The 13,123-nt window shown below is 47.0% G+C and carries 11 protein-coding genes; 4 read left to right on the forward strand and 7 right to left on the reverse strand.

The annotated features are described in order from the left end of the window. Positions 1-235, forward strand: a 235-nt coding sequence (locus QZ147_RS05305) for a hypothetical protein (protein ID WP_295147841.1), incomplete at its 5' end; no start/stop codon positions are given. A gap of 136 nt (positions 236-371) precedes the next feature. Then, complete coding sequence (locus QZ147_RS05310) at positions 372-1,028, forward strand: hypothetical protein (protein ID WP_295147844.1); 657 nt, start codon at positions 372-374, stop codon at positions 1,026-1,028. On the opposite strand, the gene QZ147_RS05315 is transcribed toward QZ147_RS05310, so the two are convergent. From QZ147_RS05315 to QZ147_RS05325, 3 genes are all read right to left on the reverse strand, one after another. Beyond that, positions 1,021-1,251, reverse strand: coding sequence for a hypothetical protein (locus tag QZ147_RS05315; protein WP_295147847.1), 231 nt, complete (start codon positions 1,249-1,251; stop codon positions 1,021-1,023). The genes QZ147_RS05310 and QZ147_RS05315 overlap by 8 nt on opposite strands. Further along, the gene (locus QZ147_RS05320; RefSeq protein ID WP_295147850.1) at positions 1,244-1,684 is read right to left on the reverse strand and encodes a VOC family protein; all 441 of its coding nucleotides are present in this window, start codon (positions 1,682-1,684) and stop codon (positions 1,244-1,246) included. Before QZ147_RS05320 ends, QZ147_RS05315 begins: the two co-directional genes overlap by 8 nt. 349 nt (positions 1,685-2,033) lie before the next feature. Beyond that, complete coding sequence (locus QZ147_RS05325; protein WP_295147855.1) at positions 2,034-2,600, reverse strand: YcxB family protein; 567 nt, start codon at positions 2,598-2,600, stop codon at positions 2,034-2,036. Positions 2,601-2,824: 224 nt separating this feature from the next. Between QZ147_RS05325 and QZ147_RS05330 the strand changes: the two genes are divergently transcribed. After that, positions 2,825-5,278, forward strand: a complete 2,454-nt coding sequence (locus tag QZ147_RS05330; RefSeq protein ID WP_295147858.1) for a molybdopterin-dependent oxidoreductase — start codon at positions 2,825-2,827, stop codon at positions 5,276-5,278. A gap of 81 nt (positions 5,279-5,359) precedes the next feature. On the opposite strand, the gene QZ147_RS05335 is transcribed toward QZ147_RS05330, so the two are convergent. Together QZ147_RS05335 and QZ147_RS05340 are read right to left on the reverse strand one after the other, a co-directional pair. Then, the gene (locus tag QZ147_RS05335; protein WP_295147861.1) at positions 5,360-7,192 is read right to left on the reverse strand and encodes a dynamin family protein; all 1,833 of its coding nucleotides are present in this window, start codon (positions 7,190-7,192) and stop codon (positions 5,360-5,362) included. After that, complete coding sequence (locus QZ147_RS05340; protein WP_295147864.1) at positions 7,185-9,281, reverse strand: dynamin family protein; 2,097 nt, start codon at positions 9,279-9,281, stop codon at positions 7,185-7,187. The genes QZ147_RS05335 and QZ147_RS05340 overlap by 8 nt, the downstream gene beginning before the upstream one ends. Positions 9,282-9,499: 218 nt before the next feature. Here QZ147_RS05340 and QZ147_RS05345 point away from each other — a divergent pair, with 218 nt between their 5' ends. After that, complete coding sequence (locus tag QZ147_RS05345) at positions 9,500-10,879, forward strand: OprD family outer membrane porin (protein ID WP_295147867.1); 1,380 nt, start codon at positions 9,500-9,502, stop codon at positions 10,877-10,879. Between the two features lie 294 nt (positions 10,880-11,173). Here QZ147_RS05345 and QZ147_RS05350 read toward each other — a convergent pair whose 3' ends face one another. Continuing rightward, positions 11,174-11,893: a fumarate reductase iron-sulfur subunit gene (locus tag QZ147_RS05350; RefSeq protein WP_295147870.1), complete on the reverse strand. Its 720-nt coding sequence runs from the start codon at positions 11,891-11,893 to the stop codon at positions 11,174-11,176. Then, positions 11,886-13,123 (reverse strand): FAD-binding protein (locus tag QZ147_RS05355; RefSeq protein ID WP_295147873.1); only part of this gene is annotated, 1,238 nt, incomplete at its 5' end. The genes QZ147_RS05350 and QZ147_RS05355, both read right to left, overlap by 8 nt.

The raw sequence follows: 13,123 nt of genomic DNA on the forward strand, positions 1-13,123 counted from the left end.
CGACCTTACTAATTTAAAAAGCGCTAAAAACAAAAAAGCCGCCAAAGACGATAAGAGCGTTAAAAAAGGCAAAGGCATAAAAGACGCAGGTTCTCAAACCCATGAGCATATGCAAAATAAAGACGTAAACCCTAATCAAGCAGACGATCAAAAAAACGGCAAAGATAAGAAAGTAAAAGATAAGAAAACAAAAGCCGGAAAGAAAGATAAAAAAGAAGATGAGGCGCAGATGTAGTTAAGAGCGGGGCGCTTTTTAATATAAAGGGCCGCGCGAGGAATACCGTACGTAAAAATTAGTTTGCGCGTTTAGCATGCGGGTAAAGACGGTAAAAGCAAATAAGCTAGCGATAGGATAGGGCAAGGCGGGAGCAATGATAAATATGCAAGAAAAAGGCGTAGTAGAGGCGGGGTTAAAAAAACAAGGCCTAATAAAAAGATTAACCAATAAAACGTTTAAATTCGATCCTAGAATCGCCGAGGGCTTTTTTACGGCTAGATACTTTCTAAAAATTAACCGCATCGTCTCGCAAAACATCCCTAATCAGCGCGTAACGATGCAGTTTTTTCAAAGAAGCGATAATATAACGCTATGCGGGATAGACGAAGCCGTAGCGCTAGTTCATACCTTTGCGAGAGAGCCGCGCGACTTAGAAATTTACGCTTTAAACGACGGCGATATTATAAACGCTAACGAGCCCGCGCTAAAAATTAGCGGAAAATACGAAAATTTCGGTTTTTTAGAAAATATTATAGACGCTACGCTAACGCGCAGAAGCTGCGTAGCCACTAGCGTTAAGCGCGCGCTAGACGCCGCAAAAGGCAAAATAGTATTTAGCATGGCCGACCGTCAAGACGATATAGCTACGCAAATAGGCGACGGATACGCTACCTACGTAGCGGGCTGCGAAAGGGTAAGTACCGACGCTCAGGGCGCGTGGTGGGGAGGCAAGGGTATGGGGACTATGCCGCACGCCTTAATACAGATGTGTGGGGGAGATACGGGGAGGGCGATTCGCCGAGCTAGCTAGCGTATTTTAAAAATATCGCGGTTATTTGCTTGCTGATCTCGGCATAGTCTAGTCTTTTTACTTGCCTTTGATATAAATTTTCTCTCAAATTTGCTAAAAATTCCATATCCGATCGACTCTGTTCACGCGTGGTTTTACCGCGCATCATGCAGATAAAAATCCTATCCAGCGTCTTGTTCGCCATATCGAGTATTGCCTTGTCGCGGCCGTTTAACTCATTCATAATTGCTAATCTCTATTAAATTTCCGTCCGGATCTCTTAAATAAACCGAGCTAATCGCTCCCAACGCGCCCGTGCGGGACACTGCGCCGCTTATTCTTCGCGGTAAAATTTTAGCCTCTTGCGGGTTTAAAATCTCGCCCGATAGCTCGTTTATAAAAGCAAGTCCTTTTCGGGTTAGCTCCTCTATGACGCCGCTAACGGGAGTATCTGAAATCAAGCATATATCCGCACAGCCGACGGTCGCATGCGCGGCATGCGGCTTGATCTCACCGCCGGCTTCATGAAAATTTATCTTTGCTTTGCCGAATTTTACCGCCTTGCGCCCTTTGCCGAAAAGAATCGGCGTCATCCCTAAAATTTCGACGTAAAATTTCATCGATGCTTCTATGTTTGCTACCGTTAACACGAAGTGATCTATCCTTAAAATTTTCATGGCCGTCCTTAAAATCTCTAAAAATTTAGCCTAAAATTTTTTAAAATTTAGTAAAATCGGCGATTTTAAGCCAAAAAGGCTCAAAAATAAAGCAAATTTCGAAATTCACCATAGGTAGCGGCGTTTTTATCTGACCTTGCTCTAAACGCGCAACGTCGGACACTCCAAAAGGACTTGCCTATTATGTAGAAGTTCAACACGGCGTAGCTAATTCCCGTATCTTTTGCAGCGCAAAAAGCGGCTATGCGAGTAAATTTCGCGCAAAATCCGCGTAAAAGACGGCTTTTGGCGTATTTTTTGTAGTCGTGCGCGATCGGCGTTAAAATATATGTTTTTGCGTCTTTACCGATTAGTCGAGCTGCGCGCGTTTTTTTATCTCGCTTAAAAACTCCTCCCCGCCGTCTGCGAAGGCCTCGCGCGGCACGGCGTAAAACATGGAGTTTGCTATGATAACGACGACGAAACTACCGACATAGCGGGCGTCGCTGATGACGTTATAAAAATATCTGCCCTCGCCGAATTTGCTTTTTTGCACGAAAAACCCATCCTCTAAGATCACGCTTTTTGGTCCGAATTCGCCGTAGTTTGCTTTATTTATCAGCGCGCGAGTAAGCAGCCAAGGCCGCAGCCCAGTAGCGTAAAGCAGAGTAAAAAACGCGGCCATCCACGATAGGTAGGCTAGATTTTCCACGCCGCTAAAACCGTAATCCCTAAGCAAGTCGCTAAGCTCCCTGAAGTAAAATTTGACGCACAAAAGCGTGATAAAAAACATGCCAAGAGCCGACGCCGTAAAGTCGCATATACGTATGTTTCGCATAAATTTATCGCCCTTATAAACAATCTTGCCCACCTCGCGCGTCATCGCTTTATACTCGGCGCTAGGCTTTATCTCAAATTCGGCTTTTAAATTTGACATTTGCTTCCTTTAAATTTTGATGAGATATTATCAAATTTGGCCTAAATTTACGCTATTTTTAAAATCGCCGCTAAAACGATAATTAAGCCCAAATTTAGTAAAATCGCCGCCAAGACGCGAGGTCGCGTAATACGTTAAAAGGCAAACTATGCAAACTCAACCGCGTAAATTCCGCTAAATTTAAACCGAGTCAACCAATCAATTTAAATTTAACGGAGAAAACCATGAAAAGACGAGACTTTCTAAAACTAGGCGCGCTCGCGGCAGCATCGGCACAAGCAAAACAATTAGGCGCAGCAGCGCAGGCGATATTTGACGAGCAGATGGGGCTTTGCGCGAATAAATTCGGCGCGTTTTACGTAAAAACCATCGGTGGCAGAGTCGTGGGCACAGAGCCATTTGAGGGAGATGCTATGCCAACGGTGCTAAACAACGCCCTAAGCGATCACATCCAAAACGAAACGCGCGTGAAATACCCCTACGTGCGCAAAAGCTTCCTCGAAAATCCAGCAGATCCAAAACCGCAGCTTCGCGGCAAAGAGCCCTTCGTGCGCGTTAGCTGGGACGAGGCGATCAAGCTAAGCGCTAAAATTTTAAAAGAAAACTTCGATAAATACGGCTCAGAGGCCATTTACGGGCAGCTTTATCAGTGGGGCAGCCTCGGCAAAGTCGGTCACTCGCAGCGCACCGCAAAACGCATGCTAAACGCGCTAGGAGGCTACGTGAGCGAGCTTGGCGGCTACTCTTACGGCGCGGCTACGGCGTTTTTGCCTCACGTGACGGGCTCGATCGATCCGATTCACGCTCCGACGCGCTGGGAGGGCGTGGTAAAGGAGGCCAAAACGATCGTGTTTTGGGGCACGAATCCCGTCGTCTCAAACAAGATCGCTATCGGCGTTCCGATACACAACTCCTACGCCTACTACGAGATTATGAAGGATAAATTTAAAAAAGGCGAGATGAAAATTTACAGCGTGGACGTTTACCGCAACGAAACGGCGGAGTATTTCGGCGCGGATTATCTTGCCGTGCGCCCTTGCACCGATACGGCGATGCTGATCGGGCTTTGCGATTATCTTTACGAAAACGGGCTTTACGACAAGAAATTTATAGAGCGCTACACGGTCGGGTTCGATAAATTTAAGGATTATTTCACCGGTGCGAAAGACGGCGTGAAAAAGGATCTAAAATGGGCGAGTAAAATTTGCGGCGTGAGCGAAAAGGAGCTAAAAAACCTAGTGGGTACGCTGGCCAAAAAAGACACGCTCATCGTCACGGGCTACTCTATCCAGCGCCAGCACCACGGCGAGATGGCGTACTGGGCGCTGATCACGCTAGCTGTGATGCTAGGCGACATCGGCAAGACGGGGCGCGGCTACGTGATGAACGATCAGATGCATAAAAACGCAGATATCAGCTTCATCGCGCCAAAGCTTCAGGCTTTTAACCCGGCGGTAAACGAAAAATACATCGCCCCGCAAGGCAAGCTAGCCAAAGCCAAATACCACGAGATACCAAACAGCAGGCTCATAGACGCGATCATGGAGCCGGGCAAAGAAATCGAGCGCAACGGCAAAAAGTACGTCATGCCGCACATCCGCGTGATGTTTAACGCCAACGGCTCGACCTTCACTCGCCACCCCGACACCAACCGCGCGGTCGAAGCGATGCGCAAGATCGAAGCGATCATCACCACGGAGCCCTTTTGGACGAGTACGGCGAGGCTTAGCGACATCGTACTGCCGGCAGCGCTTGAGTGCGAGCGTACGGATATCGAGTTTGCAAACTCCACTAGCGAATACCTTTTTGCCATTAAACCGCTAGTAAAGCCTGCGGGCGAGAGCAAGAGCGACTTTGAGATCGCGCGGCTCATCTGCGCGCAGTGGGGCGAGGAGTACGAGCAGGCCTTTAGCGAGGGTAAAACGGAGCTTGAGTGGGTGAAGGAAATCTACGAAAATGCCGCAAAGCAAGCCGAGGGCATGGGAGTGGCGATGCCTAAATTTGAGGAATTTTGGCAAAAAGGCTACGTCAAATTTGATAAAATCGACGAGAAAAAGCGCTACTTTACAAACTACGCGGACTTCCGCGCCGATCCCGAGAAAAACGCGCTAAAAACGCCGTCGGGCAAGATCGAGCTCTACTCCGAAGCGGTCGAAAAGCTAGGTTATTCCGACTGCCCGCCGCACGCGACGTGGATGGAGCCGTTTGAGTGGCTGGGCGGCGACGTGAGCAAGTATCCTATCGCCATCAGCGGCGCGCACTCTAAATTTAGGCTCCACTCGCAGCTAAACAGCTCGCTCATCCGCAACTACGCCGAGATCGCTAACCGCGAACCCGCGCTCATCAGCCCCGCCACGGCAAAGGCGCGCGGCATAAAAACGGGCGACGTGGTGAGGATATACAACGACCGAGGCGAGATACTCTGCGGCGCACTGGTAAGCGATACTGCGCAAGATAACGTCGTGATCGTGAGCGAAGGCGCGTGGTACGATCCGGCCGTCTGGGGCGAGCGCAGCCTATGCAAGCACGGCAACATAAACGTGCTAACCAAGGACGTACCGAGCTCGCAGCTATCGCAAAGCAACACCGCGCACACGAGTATGGTGCAGATCGAGAAATTTAAAGGCGAACTGCCGAGCGTAACGGCGTTTGATAGGCCTGCGACGATAGAGGCTTAGGCTTTTAGATTCCGTTTTTCGGTTTAAATTCGAGCGGCAAATTTAGCGTTTGAACCGCTCGCAGAATTTAATTAAAATCGCTTATGGAATTTGCAAAACCAAAATTTGCGATTTTAGTTCCTCGCATCTTTGCGAAAGTCGGCGTATTTTGGATATTTTCTCATCTTTTATCCGTCTAAAATCCGCCCCTAAAACGGATAAAATTTTGTTTAAAAACGAGGTTGATCCCAGCATCTCGTTCTCGAATTCGTATAAATTCAGCGAGGTCAAAACTCGCTCGAAAGCCTCCTTGGCACTCGGGATAAAAAGGGCGAAATTTAGCGGGTCTTTTTCGTATGAAAGTACGCTAGCGTCGATCTTATCCTTGATAAAATGTACAGAAATTTTAATCGCGTTTTCGTAGTTTGCGGCGACTTTTAAATTTAGCCGATCGAAAAATAGCGCCGTCTTTTGCGCGGCTAAAAATTTCGCTTGCTCGTAATCTCTTAAAAACGTTTCGTAAGCGCTCCCGACTTGCGCACAAAATGCGGAGAATTCGGCGTCTGAATGAACGGGTGCCTCTTTTTGAACGTTTTCAAAGCGCGCCTTAAAAATTAAAATTTCGCGCTCCAAGCCCTTATAAATTTCATTTATCGCGCCGCAAATTTCATCTTGCAGCGCGGTTAAATTTCGCCTGTAAATCCTAAAAAATTTCGCCAGCTTTACGTCGTTGTAGATTAGCTTCGTAAAGACCTCGTCTGCGTCTAGGCGCATTACTTCGTATCGGACGCGCTTAATTTTTTCCCCTCCTAAAAGCGCGCTTTTGCTTTCAAAGCGGCTTGCGGATTTGGGCCTTAGCGAGGCTATGATCTCGTCCGCGATCGTTTGCGCGATCTGTTTTATTTCGTTAAACGCGACTTCGATTTTGGGGTTAAATTTTGCCCTTAAAAGCTCGAATTCGCCCGTTAAATTTTCGTCGAAATTCGTTAAAATTTTAGCTGCCGTCCCGTAAGCGTCCGCGAAAAAATCGTATTGCGCTGCTAGCGTAGAGACCAGCTTTTTGCACCTTTTGCGTACGAAATTTCGCTTTAAGTCTTCGCCCGTAAATTCGCTCTCTACGGCGCTTAAAATTTCGCTAAATCCGCTTTGCGCCATAAGCTTTTCGTCGCCGTCTCTCGCCGCTTCGCACGCTTGTTTGGCGGAGATCGCGACTATGCGCTTAAAATTTTCGCCTAGCGTTTTTCGCGTATGGTCTAGTACGCGTTCTAGTTCGTCCGCGCTTAATTTATCCTTTTGGTTTAGCGCGCAGATCGCGATTTTATCGCCCGCGCGTAGAAATTTCGCAAGATCTTTTAGCTCGCTGGCGCGCGCCGCGTTTTGCGCTAGGCTTAGCCAAATAACGGCGCCTACGTTTTCTAGCGCGTCTTCGGTGGTTTTCGTATCGGAGCTTGAAAGCGAGTTAAGCCCCGGCGTATCGATGAAATTTACGCGCTTTAAAATAGGCGAGGGCGCGTAGATGCAAAGCCGCTCTACGTCGTCCGTAAATACGCGCTGATCGACGAAATCGGCGATGCGCTCCACGCATAAATTTAGCTCTTTGCCGTTTTTATAATCAACCCTTAGCGCGTAGCTTTGCCCGTATTTTACGTGCGTTAGCCGCGCAGTTACGGGAGTGACGCCCGAGGGTAAAATTTCGCGTCCCAAAAGTGCGTTTAAAAAGGTCGATTTCCCGCTTGAAAACTGCCCGACGATCGCGATTTGCACGGGTTCGTCGATAAATAAATCAAGCTTTTGAAGCTCTTTTTCAAGCTGCCGCGAAGGGTGAAAACAAGGCGCCGTAATCTCGTAGGCAAAGCGTTTAAATCGCCCGTAAAAATCGCTTGAAAATTCCTTAAAATAGGCTTCTTTGTAGGCCTTTATAAATTCTTTAAACATTTTTTAGCTCCGAGATTAGGCTTATTAGCTCGCTTTTTTGCTTTGCGAGCTTTTCTATTCGGCTTGCGACGTTCGCGTTTTTATCGCTTAAAAATTTAGCTTCGTTTTGTAGCCTCTCTTCGCGCGATTTAAGCTCCAAAATTTTAGCCCCTAGCGCGCGGGATAATAAATTTTCGAAATTTTGCTTTTCTAATCTTGCTAGCGCGGCGATAAAATTTTTAATATTTTCATCCTCTAAAAACTCGTCCAGCGCCTTATCTACCGCGCTTGATAGCGCGTCGCTTTCCAAGTAGCCCGCGATGCTTCGCCACGCGCCGTCAAGGTCTAGATTTACGCCCGCTTTGCTCATATATTCGCCTACGTTAAAAATTTGCGGCTCGTAGCCCGCGTTAAATCCGCTAAATTTTAGCTCTATCGCGTTCGCGCAGGATTTTAGCGCCTCTACGATCTGCTGTCTGCGCGTTCGGGCGAGGTTTGTTATCTCATCGTTTAGTCCGCTTTTTAGGATATATTCTACGCGTGCGGGTCGCTTTATTTTTTGCTTTTTTTGATAGGCCGCTTCGTTTAAAATTCTATCTTTTATCTTTGCGCTAAGGGCTTTTAGGCTCGCCGCAAACGCGCTATCAAAGCCTACTTCGCTAATTTTTGCCAACTCCTCGGAGGCGAGAGCTTTTATCTCGTTTTGCAGGTTTTGCAGTTTTTCTTTTTGCGCGTTTAGCTCGGCTAAATTTTGCAGCGCGTCCGAGTTTGAGCCGCCTAAGACGAGTAGGCTCTCGTCCGCGCTTGCCAGCAGTTTGCTCGCCGCGTTTAAAAGCGCGTTTTCGTAAGCTTTTATGCTAAGTTTTACCTTTACGTTATTTTCTCCGAGAAGCGTTTCGTAAAGGAAATTTCTAAATTCCTCCACGCCGCCGCCCTTGCCGTCAAGGTATTTTTTCGCGCTAACGGCGAAGAACTCCGTTCGCTCGCCGCCGGTTAAATCCGCCAGCCGCGCCGAGACCGCCTTTTTTACGTAATTCGTCGCTTCGTTTAGCTCGCCCGCGCTCAGCATATCGGCGTGCGTTAGCAAGACCGCGAGCTTTGCTACGCCCGCGCGCTTAAAGCAGCCTTCTAGGAAGTCTAAATCCTTTTGTGACGCGCTTTGGGCGGCATTCATCAAATACACGACTAGATCGCACTTTGCGATGTAATCAAGCGAAATTTTTTCGCGTAAAAACACCGCGTCGTCGATACCCGGCGTATCGGCGATACAAATTCCCTCTTTTAAAAGGTTTAAATTTTCGTAAAGCTCGACGCTTTTTACGGCGGGCGAGAGCTCGCTCGCGGCGGACGTGTAGTTCTTGATTTCGTCCGCTTTTACGCTAATTTGGGTTAAATTTTTAAAATTTTCGGGTATTTTTACGCCGAGTTCTCTTAGTTCGTTTTCGTCGTAAAAATTTATCTTCGCGCTCGGGCGCTCGGCGAATTTTAAGAATGTTAAATTTGCTGTTTCGGGTACGTTTGAAGCGCCTAAAACGCGCTTATCTAAAAGCGCGTTTAAAAGCGTGGATTTGCCTGCGTTTACGACGCCCGCGACCGCTACGTTAAAATTTAGCTCGTTAAATTTCTCTCTCGCCGATTTTACGGCTGCGGCTAAATTTCCATCGTCCCCGAGGGCTAAAATTTTATCAGCTATTTCGTTTAGCTCGCCTCTTTTTTCGCGTAAAAATCCCGTAGTTTTAGGATTTTGCTCCACGCTTTGATCGGCCGATATTCGCGCCAAAAAATCGCTTAAAATTTCAAAATTTTCCCGCGTTATTATCTTTTCGTCTCTTAAAATCGCAAGCGCGTCCGTTAGCTTATCCTTTGAAATTTTAGCGCCTTTTAGCGCGTTTAAAATACCCGCTTGCGCGCTTTGGACGCTAAAAAGGTCTGCTCGCAAGCCGTTTGCGCGTAAAATTCGCCTAAATGCGTCTAGCGCCATAAAATTATCGTAGTTTTTAGGATCTACCGCTAGCATGACCGCTAGTTCGTTTTCGTCTGCCGTGAGCTTGAAATTAGGGTCTAGGCATAGCTTTTGCGAACCCCAGATTTCATCTAAAATTTCGTCCATCTTTGCTCTTTAAATTTTAATATTTTCGGTAAAAATTCTAATATCTTTTAGCTTAAATCGTCGATTTGTTTCAAAATTTCTTATTTCGTTTACCGTTTCTTTACTAAATTCCGAAATTTCGGCGTAAAAATAAATTTTATGTGTTATAATCGCCGTATGGAAATTCCTTAATTAAAATAAAAACATAAGGAATTTTTAAATTTTACGAAGGAGTTCTTATGAAATTAGGCAAACTTAGTTTGATCGCCGCGGTAGCATTAGGCTGTGTAGCGGGCGCAAACGCTGCGGATACGCTAACCGAAGCGCTAACTAACGGCAAGCTTTCTACTACGTTAAGAGCGGTTTACGCCGATAAAACGAACCAAGAAAACGCTTACCAAAACGAGCATATTTTCGGCATGGGCGTAGAAGTAGGCTACGTAACCGATCCTCTTTACGGATTTAGAATCGGCGTTACCGGCCAAGGTTGGACCTCTCCGTATAGCCCTAGCCGCGGCGCAAAAAGCTACTACGATAAAGAATTTTACGCAAACGGCTTTGTAATGTCCGAGCTATACCTAGGCTACGGCATCGGTAAAACCGATATCAAAGTAGGTCGCCAATACGTCGTTACTCCGTTGGTAGCGGGCAACTACACTCGCGGATTTAAAGAGGCTTTTGAAGGCGTAAGCATCGTAAATAAAGATATCCCGGGCACTACGCTAGGCGCCGGATGGTATTATAAATTCCAAGGCAGAAGCAAAGTGGCTATGGGCGGCGGAACCGCGGGTAAAACGGGTCGCGCTCCGACGTTTAAAGATAGAGTAATTATGGGCGGATTAACCGGTCCCGTAACTATGGAATTCGACGATATCTATACCCTTTACATAGAAAACAAATCCGTTCCCGGCTTAAAATTAACCGGCGCGTTCGCTCGCGTTTCGGACGTGGTATATCCTAGAAATAGCAAAAAAGAGAACGACGTAAATTTATATTTGTTAGAAGCTAATTATAAATTGCCGGTAGCGGATCTTTTAAAAGTAGGCGTCGATGCGATGTGGAAAGGCAGCCGCGTAAATAACGAGCTAGATAAAGCTAACTACGACGGCGATATGTTCGGATTTAGAGCGGGCGTTTACGACTTTTACGGCGCCGGGCTAAGCTATGCGTTTACCAGAGTTAGCGACGACGACGCGGTAATTCTAGGCGTAGGCAACGGTCCCGGCTCATACACCGCGCTACCTATTCGCGGACCTTTCGTATATACGGCATACGCGGGTATGGATACTCACAAATTTACGCTTGATTACAACTTCTCCGCGATCGGCGTAAAAGGGCTTAAAGCTTCCGCTCAGTACGTAAGAGGAAATCAAAGTACTCCGTCAAGAACCGCAGGCGCTACGAGAGCTAATACGCATATGGACGTGAGAGGATATGCGGGCGTTTTAAGTTATGACGTAGAGGCTGTTAAGGGTCTAAGCGTAAGCGCTACTTATACGGATCTTGAAAGATTAAAATATAATGCCGCCGGTACTCGAACCAGCGATCAAAACGAAAGAGAGCTTTGGCTACAAGCATCTTATAAATTCGACCTTCTAGGCACTGCCGAGAAGAAATAAACTTCGGGGGAGAAATCCCCCACCTTCTCTCTGTCGTTTCTTTATAATTTATAATTTTACCTGCTTTTTATCCTGCGTTTTGCGCGCTCGGTCTCATCGGTCTTATAGGTGCGAAATTTTATAGATGCGTACGCGCATATTTAAATGACGAGACGAAATTCGCAAGCTTTATCGCGCTAGAAATTTTAGTAGGCGACGTAGCGGAATATATTTAAGAGCGGTAAGAGTTAAAATTTGCGAGAATTTTTAAAAAACCCGCGAGCCGCAAAAACCCGCGGATCTTAAACGGCGCGATTATTTTAATGCGACCATTTTGCGGCGCATATAAGCTATGCGGCTTTGAAGCGGGAGGTGTTTAGGGCAGTTATCCTCGCAACCTAGCAAAGTCATACAGCCAAACACGCCGTCATCGTCGCCGATAAGTTCGTAAAAGTCCTCGTCGGTTCGTTTATCAAGCGCGTCGATTTTAAATCTAGCTACGCGGTTAAGTCCGACCGCACCGATGAAATCAGGCCTCATGATAGCCGTACCGCATGCAGCCACGCAGATACCGCACTCGATGCAGCGGTCAAGCTCAAATACTTCCTGCGCTACTTCAGGCTCAACCTTTTCCTCAAGCTTAGAGATATCGGTCTCGTGGTCGGTGTGTATCCAGCTCTCCACGCGCTTACTCATTGCGTTCATCCAGTTACCCGTGTCTACGCTTAGGTCTTTTAGTAGCTTAAATACCGGCAGAGGCATAAGCTCGATCACGCCGTTTGGATAGTCTTTGGTTAGCGTACGGCAAGCAAGCTTTGGCGTACCGTTAACTAGCATACCGCAGCTACCGCATATACCGGCGCGGCAAACGAAGTCAAAGCTAAGATCCGGGTCAAATTTCTCGCGAATTTGATTTAACGCTATAAAAAGCGTCATGCCGTCGGTTTCTTCTAGCTCGTAGGTCGCGAAATGCGGCTTTGAAATTTTGCTTAACGGATTATATTTAAATGCTTTTATGGTTATTTTTCTACTCATATCCTATTCCTGCTCTTTCGTTTGGTGCTTTATATTTTGGTTGAAGATCATAGTGCATTAAAGCCTCTTGAATTTCTTGTCTGCTCTTACCTTCAGCTTGCATTTTCTCACGAATTTCATCAACCTCTTTTTGGCGGATGGCACTATCTGGATGCTCAATAATATTACCTTTCGCACCATAGCCTCTAAATGCTGGTGGCATTTCCATTTTCATAATATCAAGTGGCTCATATACGATAGTCGGTAGCGTATCGCCCTCTTTCCAGCTAGTTAGAGTTCTGTTTAGCCAGTTTAGGTCGTCGCGTTTCGGATAGTCTTCGCGGCAGTGCGCTCCGCGGCTCTCGGTGCGATCAAGCGCGCCTTTTGCGATACAAAGGGCTAGTTTTAGCATCTTTGGTACGCGGTAGGCTTCCTCAAGCTCAGGGTTGCCAAATAGCGCCTTGTTTGTGACTTTGACGTCTAAAGATTGTTTATAAAGCTCTTCTAGCTCTTTTACCGCTACGGCTAGACCTTCGCCGGTTCTAAAGATCGCCACGTGTTCCCACATGATGTCTTTCATCTTGTTTTTGATCTCAAATACGTTAAATTTGCCCTCTTTTTCAACAAGGCTTTTTAGATAGTCTTCCTCTTTTTTAACGAATTTTTCGATGTCGTTAGTGTTTATCTCGATCTCGTGTTTACCACAGTAGTCGGCAAAATAATCACCCACGATCATGCCCGCTACGACCGTTTCTGACACGGAGTTACCGCCCAGACGGTTAAATCCGTGCATATCCCAGCACGCAGCCTCGCCGGCGCTAAATAGACCCGCTAGCGTCGGGCTCTCGCCAGTTGGCTTAGTCTTGATGCCGCCCATAGAGTAGTGCTGCATAGGCAGGATCGGCGCCCAGCCTTTACCGCGCTGTCGTCCGTTCTCGTCGGTGTATACTTCGGTGTCGGCAGGATCGATGCCGTTAAAGATTTCGCAAATTTCTTGAACATCGCGTAAGTTTTTCTCGATATGCTCGCGTCCTAGGATTGAAATATCAAGCCAAACATGATATCCGTATGGGCTAGGTACGCCTTTACCAGCGCGGATATGCTCCATGATACGACGACTTACGACGTCGCGGCTAGCTAGTTCTTTTTTCTCAGGCTCGTAGTCCGGCATAAAGCGATATCCGTCCACGTCGCGTAAAATTCCGCCGTCGCCGCGGCAACCTTCCGTTAGCAAGATACCGCTTGGAACGA

It is taken from the genome of uncultured Campylobacter sp. (genome assembly GCF_905371695.1).
Taxonomy (GTDB): Bacteria; Campylobacterota; Campylobacteria; order Campylobacterales; family Campylobacteraceae; genus Campylobacter_A.

Coding starts and splice junctions, on each gene's coding strand:
- QZ147_RS05310 (WP_295147844.1), top strand. CDS start 372: ATGATAAATATGCAAGAAAAAGGCGTAGTAGAGGCGGGGTTAAAAAAA.
- QZ147_RS05320 (WP_295147850.1), bottom strand. CDS start 1,684: ATGAAAATTTTAAGGATAGATCACTTCGTGTTAACGGTAGCAAACATA.
- QZ147_RS05325 (WP_295147855.1), bottom strand. CDS start 2,600: ATGTCAAATTTAAAAGCCGAATTTGAGATAAAGCCTAGCGCCGAGTAT.
- QZ147_RS05340 (WP_295147864.1), bottom strand. CDS start 9,281: ATGGACGAAATTTTAGATGAAATCTGGGGTTCGCAAAAGCTATGCCTA.
- QZ147_RS05350 (WP_295147870.1), bottom strand. CDS start 11,893: ATGAGTAGAAAAATAACCATAAAAGCATTTAAATATAATCCGTTAAGC.
- QZ147_RS05335 (WP_295147861.1), bottom strand. CDS start 7,192: ATGTTTAAAGAATTTATAAAGGCCTACAAAGAAGCCTATTTTAAGGAA.
- QZ147_RS05315 (WP_295147847.1), bottom strand. CDS start 1,251: ATGAATGAGTTAAACGGCCGCGACAAGGCAATACTCGATATGGCGAAC.
- QZ147_RS05330 (WP_295147858.1), top strand. CDS start 2,825: ATGAAAAGACGAGACTTTCTAAAACTAGGCGCGCTCGCGGCAGCATCG.
- QZ147_RS05345 (WP_295147867.1), top strand. CDS start 9,500: ATGAAATTAGGCAAACTTAGTTTGATCGCCGCGGTAGCATTAGGCTGT.